The sequence below is a fragment of the Varibaculum cambriense genome, from assembly GCF_032557235.1.
GTDB lineage: Bacteria > Actinomycetota > Actinomycetes > Actinomycetales > Actinomycetaceae > Varibaculum > Varibaculum cambriense_C.
Window position 1 is genome coordinate 49,656 of sequence record NZ_JAWGMB010000008.1, and the last position, 19,207, is coordinate 68,862.

14 protein-coding genes and 1 tRNA gene are annotated in these 19,207 nt (G+C 53.4%); 5 read left to right on the forward strand and 10 right to left on the reverse strand.

Going from position 1 to position 19,207, the window contains the following annotated elements; all coding sequences use genetic code 11:
* Positions 1-126 precede the first annotated feature (126 nt).
* The 3 genes from pulA to E6072_RS07145 all read right to left on the reverse strand — a co-directional run bounded on the left by pulA (position 127) and on the right by E6072_RS07145 (position 5,453).
* On the reverse strand, positions 127-3,468 hold the full coding sequence (gene pulA, locus E6072_RS07135; protein WP_316694744.1) for a type I pullulanase: 3,342 nt from the start codon (positions 3,466-3,468) through the stop codon (positions 127-129).
* A 438-nt stretch (positions 3,469-3,906) separates the two neighbouring features.
* On the reverse strand, positions 3,907-4,773 hold the full coding sequence (locus E6072_RS07140; protein WP_316694745.1) for a restriction endonuclease: 867 nt from the start codon (positions 4,771-4,773) through the stop codon (positions 3,907-3,909).
* Positions 4,773-5,453: a GNAT family N-acetyltransferase gene (locus E6072_RS07145; protein ID WP_316694747.1), complete on the reverse strand. Its 681-nt coding sequence runs from the start codon at positions 5,451-5,453 to the stop codon at positions 4,773-4,775. The genes E6072_RS07140 and E6072_RS07145 overlap by 1 nt, the downstream gene beginning before the upstream one ends.
* A gap of 850 nt (positions 5,454-6,303) precedes the next feature.
* On the opposite strand from E6072_RS07145, the gene E6072_RS07150 reads away from it, so the two are divergent.
* Positions 6,304-6,558 carry a hypothetical protein gene (locus tag E6072_RS07150; RefSeq protein ID WP_316694748.1) on the forward strand — a complete coding sequence of 85 codons (255 nt, stop codon included), beginning with the start codon at positions 6,304-6,306 and terminating at the stop codon, positions 6,556-6,558.
* A 263-nt stretch (positions 6,559-6,821) separates the two neighbouring features.
* On the opposite strand, the gene E6072_RS07155 is transcribed toward E6072_RS07150, so the two are convergent.
* Positions 6,822-6,894: transfer RNA gene (locus E6072_RS07155), tRNA-Ala, on the reverse strand.
* Positions 6,895-7,045: 151 nt separating this feature from the next.
* Between E6072_RS07155 and E6072_RS07160 the strand changes: the two genes are divergently transcribed.
* Entirely contained in the window at positions 7,046-7,531 is a 486-nt protein-coding gene (locus E6072_RS07160; RefSeq protein ID WP_316694749.1) for a carbonic anhydrase, read from the forward strand.
* A gap of 88 nt (positions 7,532-7,619) precedes the next feature.
* Here E6072_RS07160 and E6072_RS07165 read toward each other — a convergent pair whose 3' ends face one another.
* The 3 genes from E6072_RS07165 to E6072_RS07175 are packed head-to-tail and all read right to left on the reverse strand — an operon-like array spanning position 7,620 to position 11,589.
* Positions 7,620-9,029, reverse strand: a complete 1,410-nt coding sequence (locus tag E6072_RS07165) for an aldehyde dehydrogenase family protein (protein ID WP_316694750.1) — start codon at positions 9,027-9,029, stop codon at positions 7,620-7,622.
* A gap of 59 nt (positions 9,030-9,088) precedes the next feature.
* Positions 9,089-10,135 (reverse strand): class II aldolase/adducin family protein, encoded by a 1,047-nt coding sequence (locus E6072_RS07170; protein WP_307738001.1) that lies wholly within the window; start codon positions 10,133-10,135, stop codon positions 9,089-9,091.
* A complete protein-coding gene (locus tag E6072_RS07175; protein ID WP_307738000.1) occupies positions 10,132-11,589 on the reverse strand; it encodes an aminotransferase class III-fold pyridoxal phosphate-dependent enzyme in 1,458 nt (485 codons plus the stop codon). Before E6072_RS07175 ends, E6072_RS07170 begins: the two co-directional genes overlap by 4 nt.
* A gap of 262 nt (positions 11,590-11,851) precedes the next feature.
* On the opposite strand from E6072_RS07175, the gene E6072_RS07180 reads away from it, so the two are divergent.
* From E6072_RS07180 to E6072_RS07190, 3 genes are read left to right on the forward strand one after another with little or no spacing between them, the layout of a single operon-like run.
* A complete protein-coding gene (locus E6072_RS07180; protein WP_307737999.1) occupies positions 11,852-12,490 on the forward strand; it encodes a TetR family transcriptional regulator in 639 nt (212 codons plus the stop codon).
* Positions 12,490-14,085, forward strand: a complete 1,596-nt coding sequence (locus tag E6072_RS07185) for an FGGY family carbohydrate kinase (RefSeq protein ID WP_307737998.1) — start codon at positions 12,490-12,492, stop codon at positions 14,083-14,085. Before E6072_RS07180 ends, E6072_RS07185 begins: the two co-directional genes overlap by 1 nt.
* Complete coding sequence (locus E6072_RS07190) at positions 14,082-14,576, forward strand: GtrA family protein (protein WP_307737997.1); 495 nt, start codon at positions 14,082-14,084, stop codon at positions 14,574-14,576. Before E6072_RS07185 ends, E6072_RS07190 begins: the two co-directional genes overlap by 4 nt.
* 296 nt (positions 14,577-14,872) lie before the next feature.
* Here E6072_RS07190 and ilvD read toward each other — a convergent pair whose 3' ends face one another.
* The 3 genes from ilvD to E6072_RS07205 form a co-directional block, all read right to left on the reverse strand.
* Positions 14,873-16,744 carry a dihydroxy-acid dehydratase gene (gene ilvD, locus E6072_RS07195; protein ID WP_307737996.1) on the reverse strand — a complete coding sequence of 624 codons (1,872 nt, stop codon included), beginning with the start codon at positions 16,742-16,744 and terminating at the stop codon, positions 14,873-14,875.
* Between the two features lie 105 nt (positions 16,745-16,849).
* Positions 16,850-18,010 carry a branched-chain amino acid aminotransferase gene (locus tag E6072_RS07200; RefSeq protein WP_307737995.1) on the reverse strand — a complete coding sequence of 387 codons (1,161 nt, stop codon included), beginning with the start codon at positions 18,008-18,010 and terminating at the stop codon, positions 16,850-16,852.
* Positions 18,011-18,124: 114 nt separating this feature from the next.
* Positions 18,125-19,180, reverse strand: a complete 1,056-nt coding sequence (locus tag E6072_RS07205; RefSeq protein ID WP_316694755.1) for a 3-isopropylmalate dehydrogenase — start codon at positions 19,178-19,180, stop codon at positions 18,125-18,127.
* Positions 19,181-19,207: the final 27 nt, after the last annotated feature.

Consider the following 19,207-nt stretch of genomic DNA (forward strand, 5'->3'; position numbering starts at 1 on the left):
CCCTCCAGGAAAACCTGTTGTTTTCCAGAGGGCGACGGGCGGTACTCGCGCGAAAATCACGCGGACCCCATCCCCGTTATACCTCGCAAAATACAAGGCAAAGTAGCAGGTTAAGACCGCGCTAGCCTATCCGCGTTTGCGAGCGCGGAAAACCAGCACAACCCCCGAAGCCCCTAACAGCAACGAGATAAGTACCATCTCGGGCACACCGGCTCCCGTCTTCACCAGCTCTTCTGCACTGCGATTTTGGACGGAACCCTTAACCTTTCCAGAGGGTTTGTGCGTCGGCTGCGTCGAGCCAGAAGCAGGTCCCTGCGGATTCGGCTGCGGGTTTATACCCGGATCTGGCTTCGGCTGAGGGTTCGGATTTGGTTCCGGCTCAGGTTGTGGCTGAGGGTTCGGGTCTCCCCCTGGATCGGGATTCGGATTTGGATTGGGTTCCGGATTTGGTTCTGGCTCCGGTTCCGGCTCGGGCGCCGGTGCCTCCCTCACCAACAAAATGCTTAAGGGAGGTACCGTAACTTTACCGTTTGAAGTGAGAGTTACCGGTTTTTGATAAACGTCCAACCCCTTAATCATCACCTCGTATTCCCCAGCCGGCAAGGGTGCCTCCCAAGCCTGATTGTCTGCATTCACGTACGCGAACGCATCGGCACTGTCTTTACCGCTCTTAGTTTTCACCGGGAAAGCATCCTTTACGGTATAACCCACATGATTAGTAGCAATACTTTCTTCACCAGCAATAATTTCATGCGTGTACTTCTGGTTTACAGCTTCGTAACTGCCCTGGCGTATAAAACCATATTGCTTACGGAACTGGTTTAAATTCCGGAAGAACTTTACTTCCTTTTCGTATTTCTGAGCCCGGTCATAATCGAAAACATTAACCGAGTCGGGAGACTTATAAGAGTTGTGATCTCCCGCTTTGGTGCGTAAGAATTCCTGCCCCGCGTGGATGAATACCGCACCATTGGCCAGATACTGGGTGCCGGTACCGAGGGCGTGCCGCTGAGCTAATTCCCCATCGGAGGTACCTGGCGGCAAACTGCCTTTCAGTTTATCGAACATGGTGTAGTTGTCATGGGCTTCGTTATAGACCACCGATTGATTCGGACTCAGGTAGTCTCGCACATATTGGGCGCCCTTGATATTGTTCAACAAATCCCAAGAGCGTTGCTTTTCGTTGGCACCGCTGATAAATCCGGTGTGGTTCAACTCGAAGTTATCGCCCTTTACAGTGTCACGATACTGGTCATTGAAGAACGAGATTCCGGGCATCTTTTGCGCGTTTTCCTGGTTAGCGGCTGCTACCCCATTGGGATGGTTACCCATCTTCCAGCCTTCGCCCAGAATCACAATTGAGGGATCGATCTTATTTAGGGCTTCCCGTACCGCTTTCATGGTTTCCACGTCATGGATACCCATAAGATCGAAACGGAAACCGTCAATATCGTAGTGCTTTGCCCAATAGGTAACCGAATCAACAATGTACTTGCGCATCATCAGTTGCTCAGAGGCGGTTTCATTGCCAACTCCGGTCCCGTCTTGGAACTTACAGTTCGCATCCATCCGGAAATAGTAGTCAGGGACAGTTTGCTGCAACGGAGACGTTTCCGGATTGTAGACATGGTTATAAACCACATCCATAATCACTCGCATATCGTTAGCATGCATGGTTTCTACCATTGACTTTAGTTCCAGAATACGCGAAGTCGGATCCGCCGGTTTGGTCGCGTACGAGCCTTCGGGAACGTTGTAGTTTTGAGGATCATATCCCCAGTTGTATTGGGCGTTATAGGAAAGATCGCCCAGCTCATCTACAGACCCGAAATCAAAAATCGGTAATAACTGCACATGGGTGACGCCCAAAGATTTTAGATAATCCAGGCCAGAAAGATTCCCTGCCTTGGTTTTGGTACCCGCCTCGGTAAGCCCCAAGAATTTGCCCTTGTTGGTGATGCCGTTATCAGGGCCGATGGTTAAATCGCGTACGTGTGCCTCGTAAATAATCGCGTCCTTCATCGAGGAAAATGCGGGCATCCGTTTGCCATCCCAGTTGCTGGGCACGGTTTTATCAGGGTCAACCACCACGGTGCGAGTTCCATTGGCGGTAACCGCCCGGGCATAGGGATCGATAGCTTCGTTAATTTTTCCGCCCTCAAAATGGAGGCGGTAGCGATACTGCAGTCCCTTTTTGTCACCGGCGAGCGTAATCTCCCAGGTTCCCTTTTCCCCTTTGGTCATGGCAGTGACTTTTCCGTTCTCGGAATAGTTAACGAAATCGACTGCTTGGGCAGTGGGAGCCCATACCCTAAAGGTGGTTTTTTCCGGGGAGTAAATAGCCCCTAACTCGCCCTCGAAAAAGTACTTTTCATTGAACTGGGAAGTATGTAGATCCGCGCAATTACTGGTGGACGCGGGTTTAGGTACTTCTGCTTCCGAATAGTAGATCTTGGGGTCGCCCTGCACAATCCAGATTTCGGCTTTCCCCTGGGGGAACTTGGTAACAAAGAGGTCGTCGGGAGTGTTTTTCTCTGCCCATTCATTTCCGGGTTCCGAACGGCGCACAATCAGACCAACTTTTTCAATCCCATTTAGGCCTTTATGAGTAATGGTGGCGGTATGGTTTCCATCGAAATCCGCTTGCTTTCCTTCCGTTTCCGGAAGCCAAGTCCACACATTCCAGTTGTCATATTTATTGTCGGAGCGCAGATAGTGAACAGTGACAGTGACCTCGGTAGGGAGGGCAGGGGGATTTTCGGCGGGTTTTAGCTGATAGCTGCCATCGGTTTTTATATCAATCCCGCCGGGAACCGGGATATCTTTCAAGTCAGAGGTTTGCCACTCCCAGTCGTTTGTCGCAGTCGAGCGGCGCACAATCAAATTAACTTTTTCATTCGGAGCCGGAACGGTGACTTCGGCGGTTAGGTTGCCTGCCCCATCCTTTCCGGTGAAAGCCACGGGGTAGCCACCCGAACCCTCGGTCCATACCCACAGGTTATATTCCGATGCGGGCACATTGGGATCGGGGGTAAAACTTACCTTTAGCTTGCCGTCTGCTGCCGGTTCCAGTCCGTCCTGGTTATAGCTGAAACTACGAGCATCCCACCTGGTGAAAACCGAGTTCCCCGGTTTCGCGCCAGTATACACGGCGGATTCCCAGACTCGATTTTCGCTCTGTCCTGGTTGTATGGAAGTGGTGTCAGTGCGGTACACCCGAAAGTTCAGGGGATCGCCTGGCGCCAAGATATTGGTGTTGATATACCCTTCCGGTTGCTGGGCGGAGAACTTTTGACTTTGCTTTGCCTGCCCATCAGCCCAGTACTCAACTCGGTAAACAGTTAAAGGGTTTTGAACGGTGGGATCCGGTTTGAAGTTCAGGTACATTACCTGGTTATTGGGACCCGCGTGAGCTAAGGGAGTAGCGCTACCTGCCATTACCAGCAGAAAAGCTATAAAAAATCCCAAAAAACTTCTACTAATTCTTGATTTCACTGGTCCTCCTCGACCAAGGCGTAGGCGGCGGCATCGCCGGAAACGTTTCCGAAAATCATGATATCCGACTTCAAATAAGATATGAAGATCGCCTTTATATGCGCTTCCTCACACTTAACTACCTTTTCAACAACCAACGCTGCAGGCTAACGCGCGGAACTGTTAACCCTATGATTGTGGCGCTGCGGATTGTGATAGCCGGGAAACTGGTAGCTCAATCGGGAATAAGCTATCGATGCACCCTCAGGAGTATCAAAAAACGGCTGCTTAACGCACTTAAGCAATAGATTCTTCGAAGAAATCTTCATCGATACTGTAAAGAGTGAACTGTTTTGCCTGGTGGACAGCCACTCCGTAATTAAGCATCAATTCGGTGAGTTTGGTACCGTTAATCAGAATGATTTTCCCATGTCAGTAGTTTTTTGCAGTGGTAACGGCGCGGGGTTGGAAGTCCGAGGTAGTGATAAATACTCCTAAGTTGGCGCCACGTGAATCCAAGGAACCGATAAAATTACGGATCTCTGGATCCCCAACTTTGTTGGTATCTGCATAACGTTTTGCCTGGATATAGATATTGGTTAGTCCCAATGCATCCTGGCGAATAATCCCATCGATACCTCCATCACCAGAGCGACCAACATGCTGTTTGCCTCCGTAGTCACCTCCGTATCCCATAGCCCATAACAAGTCGATGACCGCTTTCTCGAAAAACTCTGGAGAGGAATCTTGCAGATATTTCCGGAGTTCAGTTTCTACTTGCGCATTAAAATCGCGCTCGGCATTACTCATTACTTCAATCGGATTGCTACTAGGTTCAGTCTCTGCTTCCGCCTGGCCACTTTTCGTCTTACGCTGAGCAATCTCTTGCTGATATTTCGCCCATACTTCCCATTCGAGCATGTCTTTATCGGTATAAATGGAAAGATCACGCTCGGCCACCTGGAGTCCGGCATCGGTGACCTGGTAATGCCCCCGGCGAGGGCGAGTTATAAGACCCGCATAAAAAAGGCCAGAGCATACCCAGTTGATGCGATTCTGATAACGAGGCTGCCCGGAGGGAATTTGCTCTTGGCGCACCTGCTCGCTTAACCCCATAGAGTCCGCGACAAGTTCGCAGATTTCGCGCACGTGTCGCACCTGACCGTCCTGCAGAACTCGAAGAACCACGGGTCTAAATTCGTCAATAGTTGGGGTACTTTCTATGCTCATTTTTACGCCTACCTGGTAATCTTCAGCCATCAAATCGATCTTATCCGGCTTTTGCTTTAGGGCGGACATTAATCCAGATTGGCGGCAGCGGCCAGCATTGTTTCGATCTCGGCGCGATATTTTCCGTCTGCGTTCCGGATTTCCCCACTGTCTTCTAGGTAGGTTTTCAAGAACTTTTCTAGAGGACAAGCCAAGCCCTGCCCCGCAAGACTGCCGGTACTAGCCTCGATTCCGGCATGAGCGCGTCCTCCGAAACTGATAAGCCACATATCCTGCCCTACCGGCACGTTGGGACTAAGGCGCGGCATTACGAAAGGAAAGTCCAGGTGCTTGGCTCCCAGGCGCTGGTAAAAAGCCCAACGACGCTGCGGATCCCCTCTATCTTCCGAGGGCGCGTGGAGCTGCGGATCCTCAATTTCGCCCAGGATCAACAGAGGATTATTGCTAGATTCCAGAGCGGAAATCGCCTGGCGAAAGAGGCTGGATCCCACCCCGTGACCGCGAGTGCGGGGACTGACCGCCAGCCAACTAAGCAAAGTAACTTCCCTGGTTGCCGGCCATGCTATCGCTGCCCCTAACGGGCGCGCACCCTCCCAAGCAGAAAAAGTCTGAAACTGCCCCGCCTGCAGCTGAGCGATTAAATCTTCCGGCTCCCCCAGCTCTTCGGGGCCAAAAGCCTGTTCCAAAAGTTCACGAACTAGGATTTCTTCCTGACCCGGTTTCAGATGGTTTTGATATTCGATCTGCACCCCTCAACCCTAGCCCAAAACCCAGTTACGATTTTTACTGGCGATAGTTCGAAGGTTATCTTATTGACTCTAGGTTTAGGGTTGTAAGATTTCCAGGTCTATGTACTTTTGATACCGTTGCGAGATTTCTTCCGGGATAGACCCAATTCTTCCCATAGTTGCAATCGCTCCTTCAAGAACTCCTATGGGGTCTCCTTGCAGGTCTATTCTTATGTTCTGGATTTCTTCATACTCTGCACAGATCCCAGCACTCACTAAAAACTACTCGATTCAATTGTGCTGAGAGGGTGGTGAAAGACTCATCGAAGTGAGTGCGTCCGGCGTTGACCCGGATCTCGTTCTCGAACGAGTAGCCCCACAGAGCGCAGACTAGGGTATCAAGAGACCTCCGAGAAGAACTCTCGTGTCCGAACCCAAAGTTCATGCGTTGGGCGCCCTATCGTGACTACCGAATACTCACACAGACGGATCAACTAATTTGGCTGCCACAGATCTCTGGTTAGCGCGATCCTGGCCAAGCCCAGTCATCAGACATTCCTTGTAGACGAATCGCAGCCTACGGTACCTAGAAGAAGAATCCCTGGCGCGCCGCCTTGCCACGATCAATATCTCGTTGAACTTTCATCAAAGCTTCACGCTCTTCGGGCGGAGCTTCATGCATTCTCTTGTCAATTCTCCTTCGTAGAGAGAAATGCCACCAAATGGCAAATCCAACTAGCACGAGAACCGCGAGCACAATCCATTCAGCGATAGTCATATTTTAGTGTCTCACAAGGTTCCCCCGCACAGCAAGGATTCGGCGTTGAAGCATCCCGGGTTTTGTTCCGAGGTTTTTGTGAGAGGATTTCGCATGCCAAGGAACTATATAAAAGTTTTTGGGGAGCGGGCTGTCAGGCTTGTTGAGGATCGTCTGCGGGATAATCTGGGAGTGTCTGAAAGCCGCGTGATCGCCGATACCGCGATGAAGTTGGGGACGTCGAGGGAACCTCTTCGGCGCTGGGTGATGCGAGCGCGTGTGGATGCCGGAGTCCGTCCTCGGGTTTCCACTGAGGAAAGCGCCGAACTCAAGCGTTGGCGTCACATCCTCAATGCTCTGGCGAAATGACACACAAAAACTGTGCAAGTCGGGAGGTAATCAGTTCCTGCCACGACCTGTGGTACGTCAAGCAGTCCTTCCGCATGTCCAAGACAGACCTGCGGGCACGCACCAGGCAGCACGAGTACCCGAAATTCGGCTGTCCTACTCCCTACCTGCAGGCACCGCCCAACAGACCAGACGAAAACAAATCCTCTCTGACCTGGCTTTTCGTTCAGATTTCGGGCATACAAAAGGACGCCCACTTTGTATCAAAATGAGCGTCCCTTCAGTGGAGCTAAGGGGATTCGAACCCCTGACCTTCTCATTGCGAACGAGACGCGCTACCAACTGCGCCATAGCCCCTCGGTACTCTCAAAAGCCTAAGCGGGTAACAGGCAAATTTGCAAACTATGAGGCTGTGGGATTGCGCTCAAGAAAAATAACTCGGTTATGCTCCCGCCAAGCAGGCAGATTTATTACCATTTAACTAACAAGTAGAAAAACAGGAGCGACCATGGATCCTATCGAGCAGTTATTAAAAAATGAAGCCGCCTACGCCGAGAAGTTTCCCGGGGAAGCCCCTCACCTACCCGAGATGAAGGTAGCGGTGGTAACCTGCATGGATTGTCGGATCAACGTGGAAACTATGCTGGGGGTAGAACCCGGACAAATCCACGTGATCCGTAACGCCGGCGGCCTGGTCACCCCCGACACCATCCGCACCCTCGCCGCCTCCCAGCGCAGCTTGGGAACCAAGTACGTGATGCTGATTCAACACACCGACTGCGGAATGTCGAAGACCGATGACGAAGCATTCCTCGCCGAACTCGAAAAAGACACCGGGCAGCGTCCCACCTGGAAACCCGGGGGCTTCAAGGACGTGCGCGAATCAGTTCGAAACAACATGAAGAAACTGCTAGACAGTCCCTTTGTAGGTGGCACTGTCCGAGGTTTCGTCCTTGACGTAAAGACTGCGCACCTAGAGGAAGTAACCCTCTAGACCGGAACAGATGTTCCCGCACGCTGCCATTACTACCTGTTGCAGTAGTGAAAGGGTAGCGCCACTTAGCTCCACCGCCCTCTAGGTGCTAACGCAGCAGGGAACGCAGGATTTTCAAAGATTTCTCTCCATAGGGGTGGTGACGCGCCGGAATATCAAAAAGCCAAGATTTACGGAGAACCGTTTGCTCCCGGGTCATAGCCTTAAACGACCAGTCTCCGTGATAATTTCCCATCCCCGAGTTACCTACGCCCCCAAAAGGTGCCTTCGAAGAGCTCATATGGAGCAAGGTGTCATTGATACATACTCCCCCGGCGTTCACTTTGCTCATCACTTTCCGCGCAAAGCCCCGATCTTTCGTAAAGATATAAAGAGCCAACGGATGTTCTCGCTCTTCATAGTCCGTCAAAGTTGCTTCCAGATCCGTAAAGGGAAGAACCGGCAAAATCGGGCCAAAAATTTCTTCCGACATCACCGGAGAATCCCAGGAAGGATTGTCCACAATCACCGGTTTGATCTGCTGGGTTTGCCGGTCAAGGAAATCTTCCGCTCGGCCTCCCCCATTCGAGCCCAATAGTCTTTGTTCCGCGAGCAGCTCCGACAGACGGGAAAAATGTTTGGGAGAAATGATTTTTACAAACGCAGATTTTCGGTATTGTTCGCTCGGCAAAGCCCGGGCGATTCCCGCCTGCAAAGCGGCGATTAACCGCTCCCGCACGTCCTCGTGTACATAAACATAATCGATACTGACGCATGTTTGCCCTGCGTTAAGCAGTTTTCCGAACAGAATCCTGCGCGCCGCTTTTTCGATATTGGCTGTGCGATCCACAAAACAGGGAGATTTTCCGCCCAGCTCCAAAGTTACCGGGGTCAAGTAACGGGATGCTGCCTCCATTACCACGCGCCCCACCGCCGGAGAGCCAGTAAAGAAAATATGGTCAAAGCGCTGCTCTAACAGGGCGGTATTTTCAGCGCGTCCCCCACGGATAACGCTCACCATTCCGGGCGGGAGTGCGCGGCGCAAGATTTTTTCGATCACCTCACAGGTATGCGGGGTATAGGCAGAAGGCTTTACTACCACCGTATTTCCACCGGCGATAGCGGCAGCAATGGGTTCCATAGTGAGTTGGAAAGGATAATTCCACGGGCTCATCACCAACACCACCCCGTAGGGTTCGCGTTGTACCTGCAACCACCCGGGCAGTTGAGAAAGTGCAGGCATTTTAGGGCGAGGCATCGCCAGCCAAGGTAGACGACGCCGCAGATGTTTTATTTCCGCTTTCACCAGGGAAATTTCGCTCATATAGGCTTCGGCGCGACTCTTGTTCAAGTCATGCTTGAGGGCGCGATAAATCTCTGCCTGCGATTTTTCTATTTCCCGTAACAGAGCAGTGAGATTTTTCTGCCGCCCAGATATCGGGATCGTAGTTCCGCGGTTAAAACAGCTACGCGCGGTCTCGACCGCCCGCTTAATGGCTTGCTCTTGCGAACTGCTCATGCCTGTCCCTCTCTACCGGCGAGCACCTACTTCCTACCCGGTTCCCTATTATTTTGCTATCAACTAGCCTGTTTTGAATATTTACGGCGATAGATTTCCCGCATCAACAGTGCTTCCGCCTTTTTTAACGGCTTTGCTCCGCAAACGCGGGCGTAACGCGCCGCTAATGCGTTCTTCTCTAGCACTATCTGGGCGCTGTGGGCAGCATCCAGATCCGCGCCAAGACAATAGGCCGCCGTGTTGGTCAGCACCGCATTACCGCGAGTGGTTCCATCAGCTTTCAGCCCGATAATCTGGGCATAATCATCCAGGTAGGCAGGTAGTTTTCCTCCAAAAAAGTCCGCTACCTCTGCGTGGTGGCAGGTAATGATGGCGCCGACATCGGGGCGCTCCCCATAAATCCGCAAGTGATTCGTCTGCGTGGCCGCATCAGGGGTAGTGGGACGGCCTTGTTCATCAACCCAGACTAGGGTGTCATCCTCCCTCTCGCGCCGGGAAGTAAGCGAACGCGCAGGCAAAGGCGGCAAGCAGGAAAGCTCCCGCTGATATAAATCCTTGGCTACCTTTTCCAAAGCATTCGCCAGCCTCCGCGCCTGGTCAGCGCTTTCGGCCCAAATCATGGCGCCATGGGCTTTCATTAAAATCACCTGCGCCCCGGTACGCTGCAGGGTTTCTTCCACCCCGCGGTGCAGTTTCTTGGTCGAGGGCAACCCGTAGGGAGCCACCGGCAGCACCTCTTGCCCCAACGCCGCTTGCGCTTCCTCATCCAGTGGGAAATCCTTTTTCGCCAACGACAAAGCTGACGCATAGGGCTGGTGCGTATGAATCACCCAGCGCGCCTGCGGAAATAACCGATAGGTGAGGGCGTGCATCGGATACTCCGAGGAAGGTTTATAAGGGCCAGACCAATCTTTAGAGCCGGTACATAAAGGCAGCTCCTCCGCGGTCATGGTTTCGTAGCGGCGCCCCGAGGGGGTAATCAAAAATTCGTCCCCGCTGCCTCGTACCGAAAAGTTACCCCAGGTGCGCACCACTAGCCCATCGGAGAGCAGCTGATGCGAAAGCTCGACTAGTTTCGCGCGCTTCTTGTCTTCGTCGCAGTTCACAGCTTTACCACCTTTTGGAATACCCGCTCAAAGGCAGCAAGTGCCCGGTCGATATCCTCTTCGTTATAAGCGGCCGAGGTGTAAAGACGCGAACCCGCCAAAGTCACAATGCCTTCGGCCATATAGGCTGCACCCATATGCTCCATTTCTTTCTTCCGCTGACTGGTCGCCTTCAAGACATTCGGGATCTCCCAGGGTTTCTTCCAGTTAATCGCAAAATGCATAGTCCCCACGGTCTCCAGGTGACACACGCTGCGCTGGTTGAACGCTACAAACGGCAGGCGATACTGCTTAATGAGGGCACGCAACCCATCGGTTAAGCGATCCCCCATCTTGGCGGCACGGTCACACGCCGCGGTCTCGGCGATCTCTTTAATGGTGTAGTAGCCGGCCAGCGAGGACAGCGGATTTGCGGTCATCGTTCCCCCGACCAGAGCTTTCTTCACTTTATCTCCGGTTTGAATCCCCGCGGCGAGGTAGCGCATATATTCTTTGCGTCCTCCCAGACCCCCTGCAGAGGGATAGCCACCGGCGATCACTTTACCGAACACGGTTAGATCCGGCATTACTCCGAAGTAACCTTGAGCCCCATGCTCAGAAATCCGGAAGGCGGTCACGACCTCGTCAAAAATAAGTAGCGCCCCGTATTTGTTCGCCAGCGCCCGCGCCCCTCGTAAAAATTCTTGAGTAATCGGACGGGTACCGGACTCCGGGCCGATTGGCTCGATCATAATCGCCGCGGTGCCGCCAGTGAGTTTCTTATGTTTTAACTTGCGTTCTAGATCTTCTAGGTCGCCGGGGAAAAACTCGTCAGTCAGCGACATACAACGCAGGGGAATCCCGCTGGCCTGGGTAAACTTTGATCCTGGAATGCGGATACCGTAGGCAAGCTGATCTGACCAGCCATGGTAGGCACCGCCCATTTTTAGGACGTGGCGATGCTTAGTGGCTAAGCGCGCCACCCTAATGGACGCCATACAGGCCTCGGTACCGGATCCGAAAGCCCGGAACATATCTACGGAGGGAATCAGGTCGCGCACTAGCGCGCCCAGACGATACTCATATTCATGAAAAAGCCCGGTGGAGGGGCCGCAAGTATTAAGCAAGTCAATAACTTTTTCCCGCACCTGCGGGGGGTTTGACCCCAGGACGGTGGGCCCGCCCGCTTGCAAGAAATCGAGATACTCGTTACCGTCCAGATCAGTCAGCTTGTTACCGTTAGCGCCGGTAAACACCAGGGGGAAGGGATGGTTAAACGCCAGATTATGCTGCACCCCACCCGGGATAACCTCCTGCGCTTCCCGAATCATTGTCCGCGATTTAGTGCACTTTTTTGCAAAATACTCATCCTCATACTCACGCAAAGCAGACGGAGAAATCGAGTAAACAGGTTGTTTGATTAGCTCATCTAGCTCGCGCGTTACCTGCCGCGCTCCCGGACGATTAATATCCATTTTGACCCCCATTAGACAACGTGAGCGCTTACTCACAACAACGTGACCTAGGTTAACCTTTAGGGGCGTTACTGTCAATGATTGCCGCCTGTAACTACGCCTCATCAAACCAGCTTTTAACTGCAGTAACAGCCAGTTTTAGGAAGAGCAATTCTCCCGATGTTTCCCTCTAATATCCGAAAATGCGTCTGGAGGGAACGAAAACGTGTTACTATCACGCCAGATAAGTGAGAGCTCACTCACTGGAAAGAGGAATTCATAAATGGAATGGGCAACGCAGCGGTTCCAGCAGCTAGATCCGGAGAAAGCCAGGCGGATTATCGATGCCGCAGTCAGCGAGTTCGCAACAAAGGGCTATGAAGCGGCGAACACCAACCGGATTGCTAAAGCGGCCGAAGTCTCCGTGGGATCACTGTTTCAGTACTTCAAATCCAAGGAAAATCTGTTCCGGTATGTGATTCACCTGGGAGCCGGGCTTATCGAAACCGATATTGGCGCAATTCTAAAAGCAGAAGTCAGCGGGCGGGAAAAAATCCGTAAACTGATGCTATTAACTGTAAACGCTTGCGAGGAATATCCGGAATACCAGCGGCTTTACCATGAAATCACCGCGATTGGGAATCAGGAGTTAACCCTGGATATCGCCCGTGAATTAGAAAGCTATACCGCATCTGGGCTACTCAAACTGATTAAGCAGGGGCAGGAACGCGGAGACATCCGCACGGATTTACCCGCGGAAGTCCTGGCCTTCACCGTGGATAACACCATGGTGATGATGCAATACTCACTATCTACCCCCTATTTCAAAGGGCGTTCCCAGCTGTACCAGATGGCACCCGCAAAAGAATTCGCCGAACAGATGACGGAAATGCTTTGGTCCACCCTAGAAAAGAGGCAATAATGTACTGCTTAACCTACGACGTGGGAACTACCGGCGTTAAAACCTGCCTATTTGAAGTCAGCGACCAGATTCGCCCGGTGGCCAGCGCCAGTGAAGGCTACGGGTTGCAAGTAGTTCCCGGGGGAGGCATTGAGCAAAACCCCGATGACTGGTGGGCGGCAATGGCTAGCGCTACCGCACAAATAAAGGCCCAGGCAGAAGCGGAGCTGGCGCAAATAAAGGGAATTAGCTTCTGTTCCCAAATGCAGTCCCTGGTGCTGCTAGACGAAGAGGCTCGTCCGGTACATCCTTCAATGTCTTATATGGATCAGCGCGGTGGCCGCCAGCTGCGAAAAATTGCTGGCCAGGCTCCCCGGATAGCCGGGATTAACCTGGTGAAACTACTGCGCAGTCTCTACCATACCGGCGCCGTGTCTGCCTCGGCGAAAGATCCGGTCTGGAAATATCACTGGATGAAAGAAAACCGGCCAGAGGAACTAGCCAAGGCTCACAAGTGGTTAGACGTTAAAGATGCGATCATTGCCCGGATGACCGGCGAATTTACTATGAGTGAGGACAGCGCGTTTTCTACGCTGCTGTACGATATCCGCTCAAAAGAAAAACGTTTTAGCCCCGCGATGCTGAAGATGCTGAAGGTAGACCCGCAGCTGATGCCACCGATTGTGGCTTCTACCGATATTGTGGGGCAGCTTCGCCCTCAGCAAGCCCGCGAACTCGGACTAAAAGCAGGGGTGCCGGTCTTTTCCGGAGGAGGGGACGCTTCCCTGATCCCGGTAGGAGCCGGTGCCGCTAGGAAGGGCGACACTCACGTATACATGGGTACTTCCGGTTGGGTGGAAACCGTAACCGACAAGATCACGATTGATACTTCCGCCATGATTGCCACCGTGGTGGGAGCTATCAGCGGAAACTATAACTATTTCGCCGAGATGGAAACCGCCGGAAAATGCCTCGAGTGGGTACGTGATCACCTAGCTAAAGATGAAATCCATATTTACCTGGACCAGAGAGATGTGGCGGAAGATCCCGAATCCGAGTTCCATTCCCTCTATGAATACATGTCAACCGTAATCGAGTCCGCACCCGCCGGAGCCGGTGGGGTGCTATTCGCGCCTTGGCTACACGGCAACCGCTGCCCCTTCGAAGACCCCAATGCCCGAGGAGCCTTTATCGGGATTGGTCTAGAAACCGGGAAAACTGAGCTGCTGCGCGCAGTGGCAGAGGGCGTGTGTTACCACGTGCGCTGGTTCCTGGAAACTCAAGAAAAGAAAATCAAGACTGCTCCCCGGTTGCGGTTTGTTGGCGGCGGGGCACTCAGCCCGGTAACCTGCCAGATTCTGGCTGATATTACCGGCAAACCCGTGGACACAGTAGCCAATCCGCAAGATGTAGGAGCGGTAGGAGCCGCGCTGGTGATAGCCGCCGGACTAGGGGAAATACCTTCCTTAGCGGAAGCTTCTTCCCTGGTTCCGGTAACCGCCTCCTATCAGCCGAACCTTGAGCACAAAGACCGCTACGACCAAATGTTCGCGGCTTTTAAAGATATTTACCCGGCAAATAAAAAGATTTTCGCACAATTGGAGGCGATTCGATGAACTCGGAAGGAAATCTTCCCTCGGAAACCGAGGGCGAACCCACAGCTACCACAAAAGCTCCCTTGACCGGCGAGGCCGCTAAGGGTAAAGACGCTGCCATTCAAGCCCTTAAGTTCACTTTGTTATCTATCTCCGCCGGGTTGGTGGAGGCCGCCAGCTTCTCCCTTTTAGAGTGGTTAACTCCCCTGCCCTACGCTTGGACCCACTTTATTTCCATTACTTTGTCGGTGATCTATAACTTCACCCTCAACCGGCGTTACACCTTTAAGTCCGCCAATAACGTTCCGATCGCAATGGCCAAAGTTGCGGTTTTCTACGCCTTCTTTATCCCCATCACTATGTGGCTGGGGGCGCTGGCCGCCAACGCCGGCGTCAACGATTTCATTATCAAGGGCGTAACCATGATTCTTAACTTCATTGGCGAGTTCGCCTGGTGGAAGTGGGTAGTGTTCCGCGGCACCGAAAACACCAACGACCTAGCACTTAAGTAGCTCGCCGACACCCGGGCTGGGTACCGCCGGGGGATGAAAAGCACTCGGGGGACCCCAGTGAGCCTAGCTACGCTCGGCTCAAGCCCCCTCTCGCATCTTTTCATCCCCCAGCTCAGCTACTCAGCCGTTACTACTCGTCAAAACTGCTTATCTAAACGCACGCTGGTATCGTGACGCTGGCCGCCAAAAAGCGCTCTGGGGACCCCGGTGAGTCTTGCTTCGCTCGACTCAAGCCCCCATTCGCATCTTTTTGACAGCCAGCTCAGTAATACCGGAGGTTATTGGCATTCAGAACTTTAACCTGTCACCCGACTTACATCGCGCGCGCCACCTTGGTCGGCACTTAAAGCGCAGGCAGCGTAGAGTTTCAGAGCGGCAGAAACTGTGCGTTTGCGGCTACGCGGAGTGTACGGATGAGGACGCTGCTCCATTTGCTGACGGCGGCGACCCAGTTCTGCTTCCGGCACCTCTAGGGTCAAGGATTCAGTATTGATGTCAATCGTGATTTCGTCTTCGTCCTCGATTAGGGCAATTAAGCCCCCATCAGCGGCCTCGGGAGAAATATGCCCCACCGAAATCCCGGAAGTACCACCCGAAAACCGCCCATCGGTGATTAGGGCGCACTTTTTACCCAATCCTCTCCCCTTTAGGAAGGAGGTCGGGTAGAGCATTTCTTGCATTCCCGGCCCGCCCGCCGGCCCTTCGTAGCGAATCACTACTACGTGACCAGGCTTAACACTGTGATTTAGGATTTTCTCAATGGCCTCTTCTTGGGATTCCATCACGATCGCTTTACCGCGGAAATGGTACAGGTCGCTATCGATTCCAGCGGCTTTAATAATGGCACCTTTTTCTGCCAGATTCCCCCGCAAAACCGTCAATCCCCCGTTGGCCGAATAGGCGTGAGCGGTATCGCGGATACAACCACTGACCGTATCGGTATCCAGGTCTTTCCACTGGTTAGCAGTGAAGAACGGCTCGGTAGTACGCACTCCCCCAGGAGCTGCCTTAAACAATTCTTCCGCCTGTTCAGTCGCAGAGCCACCCCGTACGTCCCAATCGGCAAGCCATTTTTCTAGCGAGGGCGCGTGAATCGAGGTGACCTCACGGTTTAATAGCCCGGCGCGGTCAAGTTCTCCCAGCAGTGCCGGGATCCCGCCGGCGCGATGCACGTCCTCCATATGGTAATCATTGTGGTTAGGCGCCGCCTTGCACAGACAAGGCACGCTGCGCCCCAGTCGGGAAATATCTTCCAGGTCAAAGCGCACCCCCGCTTCGCGAGCAACTGCCAGCAGGTGCAACACCGTATTGGAGGAGCCTCCCATCGCCATATCTAGACTCATGGCGTTCAGGAATGCCTCCCGGGAAGCGATTGCCCGAGGCAAAACTGCGTCCTCCTCCTGGCCATAGTAACGCTCGCACAGCTGCACGATTACCTTGCCCGCCTGGGTAAATAAGTCGCGGCGCGCAGCATGCGTCGCCAAGGTAGAACCATTTCCGGGCAGTGCCAACCCCAGTGCCTCAGTCAGGCAATTCATGGAGTTAGCGGTGAACATTCCCGAACAGGACCCACAAGTAGGGCAGACCGCTTTTTCGATCTCGGTCAGCTGTTGATCAGAAATCTCCTGGTCAGCAGTGGCGTTCATTACGGTAATCAGGTTGCCGTGCCCGCTTTGGGACGGCCCCACAATCATTTTGGGGTCGATCCCTCGCCCAGCCTCCATGGGACCGCCGGAGACAAACACGGTGGGAATGTTCAGCCGCATAGCGGCAATCAGCATTCCCGGGGTGATTTTGTCGCAGTTGGAGATACAGACTAAGGCGTCCGCGCAATGGGCGTTCACCATATATTCCACGCTGTCGGCGATGATTTCCCGGCTGGGCAAAGAATAGAGCATCCCCTGGTGCCCCATGGCGATCCCGTCATCAATGGCGATGGTGTTGAACTCTTTCGCCACCCCACCTGCAGCTTCAATAGCCTGCGCTACCAGCGGGGATACCTGGTTTAGATGTACGTGACCCGGCACAAATTGGGTAAAGGAGTTGGCGATGGCGATAATCGGTTTCCCAAAATCACTGTCACTCATGCCGGTGGCTCGCCACAGCGAGCGGGCACCTGCCATATTGCGGCCGGCAGTGGAAATTCTTGAACGAAGCGGATAAGCCATTTTTCTCCTAAAAAATATTGTCTATTGTTGGCGGGGGTACGGGCTTACGAGGACGAGGGGTGATTCCGCTGTTAACAGCGGAACCGGCGCCCTTCTAAACGCTAGCTAGTCACAAAGCTGATACGTCCAGCCGTAAGGATCGGGAGCTTCCCCATTTTGGATGTCTACCAGGCGCTGATGAATACTGGCAGTGACTGATCCGCAAGGCACTTCCACCTCGAAATCATCGGAACCGAGCCGCCCAATCGGGGTTACTACCGCGGCAGTTCCACAGGCAAACACTTCGCTTACTTCACCCGAGCGGATATCTTCTACCAGCGATTTTAGGGAAATATCGCGTTCAAAAACCGGAGTGCCACTATCGCGCAGCAGCCGGCAAATCGCCGAGCGAGTCCCACCCTCCAGGATTACGCCAGTCAGGCGTGGGGTGTGTACTGAACCGTCTGCCCGCACTACGAACACGTTCATGCCGCCCAGTTCTTCCAGGTTTTCTCCTCGTTTGGTGTCCAAGAAACAGACCTGTTCATAACCCTTTTCAGCCGCCAGATTTTGAGGCAGCAGGGAAGCCGCATAGTTGCCACCACATTTAGCTTCCCCAGTCCCGCCTGGACCTGCCCGATGATAGTGGCGGTCAACCCAAATAGACACTCCTTTGGCTTCCCCGCCTGAGAAATAGGCGCCAGAAGGAGAACCAATCACCAGATATTTCGCTTCATTGGCAGAATGTACCCCCAGGTAGGGTTCAGTTGCAATGATAAAGGGACGAATATAGAGGGAAGTGTTAGGGGCAGTCGGCACCCAGCGTTTATCGGCACGCACCAGGTCAACTACCGAAGCGACGAAGTCTTCTTCCGGGATTTCCGGTAACGCCAGGCGCCGCGCCGATGCATTTATGCGGGCAGCATTGTAGCGGGGGCGGAAAGCCCAGATCGATCCATCTTTGTGACGGTAGGCTTTTAGCCCCTCAAAGACTTCTTGCCCGTAGTGGAACACTACGGCTCCTGGCGACAGACTCAAGTTTTCGAAGGCTTGCACGCGGTGTCCGCTCCACCCTTCACCTGCTTTCCAGTCGGCAACCGCCATGTGATCCCCGAAATGAGAACCGAAAGACAGGGAATCCATAATCTCGCGGTATTCTTTGTCGCTAGCTGGATGCTGGTTAGTTTGCAAAGCAAAGCGCCCCGCCAACTGATCCGCGGTCGGTAGTGGAACTTGCGATGCTGCCTCTAACTGGGTTGGCTCATGGGTTAAACCATTCTCACTCATCATTGTGTTCTTTCCGGCTCCGGGGAGCCTGTTTTTGTTCCTAAACTCTGTTCCTCGGTCACTCAGTGGCCACGTTTTACTTTTTTCGCCGTAAGTAGCGATTATCCGTTTCCGTTAGAGGCGGGCAGCAATCGCATCCCCGATCTGGCTGGTACTGCGCTGCAAGGGGTGACCTTGCGCGGAGGCTAGGGCGCGCTCTTCCATATCGGCGGCTATCGCGGCGCGGATATTTTCCGCCGGTTTCCTCGCACCCTCGTTTTCTAGCAGCATCGCTACTGAAGCAATCGTAGCCGTGGGGTCAGCGATTCCCTTTCCAGCAATATCGGGAGCCGAGCCGTGCACTGGCTCAAACATGGAGGGGAAGGTGCGGTCGGGATTAATATTTCCCGAGGCTGCCAGTCCAATCCCCCCGGTAATCGCTCCCGCTTCGTCAGTCAAAATATCGCCGAACAGGTTGTCGGTGACGATTACGTCGAAACGCCCCGGGTCTTGTACCAGGTAGATAGTGGCGGCATCGACATGGGCATAATCCCAGGTGACCTCGGGATATTCTTTAGCTACCTGCTCTACCGTTCGCCGCCACAGATGTCCGGCATGAACCAGCACATTGTGCTTATGCACTAGGGTTACGTGCTGACGCCGTTTGGCAGCCTGGGCAAACGCGAAGCGCACCACCCGTTCGACTCCAAAAGCAGTATTAACGGAGACTTCGGTGGCGATTTCTTGATCAGTTCCCACCCGAATCGCCCCACCGTTTCCACAGTACAAACCTTCGGTGCCCTCTCGAACTACCACGAAGTCAATCTCTCCTGGATTAGCCAGCGGAGTGGGGACTCCCCGGTAGTAGTGGGCGGGACGCAGATTCACATAGTGATCCAGACTGAAACGTAGCTTGAGCAGCAAGCCGCGTTCTAGCACTCCCGAGGGAACCGCCGGGTCTCCGACTGCCCCCAGCAAAATCGCGTCATGCCGCTTAATGCTTTCCAGCTCTGCCTCGGGCAGAATCTCTCCGGTCTCCCGGTAGCGGGCAGCCCCCAGGTTGAACTCGGTTTTATCGACGCTAATCCCGCTACCAGCCAAGGCAGCGTCCATAACCTTTAGTCCTTCAGCTACTACCTCTTTACCAATCCCGTCCCCGGGAATAACCGCGAGCTTAATGCTATTACCCATAGTCTTTACCTACCTTCCTCCACGCTA

Bases quoted from the DNA above. Each gene is read 5' to 3' on its own strand.
- E6072_RS07140 (WP_316694745.1), bottom strand. From the start codon at position 4,773: ATGTCCGCCCTAAAGCAAAAGCCGGATAAGATCGATTTGATGGCTGAA.
- E6072_RS07150 (WP_316694748.1), top strand. From the start codon at position 6,304: ATGCCAAGGAACTATATAAAAGTTTTTGGGGAGCGGGCTGTCAGGCTT.
- E6072_RS07160 (WP_316694749.1), top strand. From the start codon at position 7,046: ATGGATCCTATCGAGCAGTTATTAAAAAATGAAGCCGCCTACGCCGAG.
- E6072_RS07165 (WP_316694750.1), bottom strand. From the start codon at position 9,029: ATGAGCAGTTCGCAAGAGCAAGCCATTAAGCGGGCGGTCGAGACCGCG.
- E6072_RS07175 (WP_307738000.1), bottom strand. From the start codon at position 11,589: ATGGATATTAATCGTCCGGGAGCGCGGCAGGTAACGCGCGAGCTAGAT.
- E6072_RS07180 (WP_307737999.1), top strand. From the start codon at position 11,852: ATGGAATGGGCAACGCAGCGGTTCCAGCAGCTAGATCCGGAGAAAGCC.
- E6072_RS07185 (WP_307737998.1), top strand. From the start codon at position 12,490: ATGTACTGCTTAACCTACGACGTGGGAACTACCGGCGTTAAAACCTGC.
- E6072_RS07190 (WP_307737997.1), top strand. From the start codon at position 14,082: ATGAACTCGGAAGGAAATCTTCCCTCGGAAACCGAGGGCGAACCCACA.
- ilvD (WP_307737996.1), bottom strand. From the start codon at position 16,744: ATGGCTTATCCGCTTCGTTCAAGAATTTCCACTGCCGGCCGCAATATG.
- E6072_RS07200 (WP_307737995.1), bottom strand. From the start codon at position 18,010: ATGAGTGAGAATGGTTTAACCCATGAGCCAACCCAGTTAGAGGCAGCA.
- E6072_RS07205 (WP_316694755.1), bottom strand. From the start codon at position 19,180: ATGGGTAATAGCATTAAGCTCGCGGTTATTCCCGGGGACGGGATTGGT.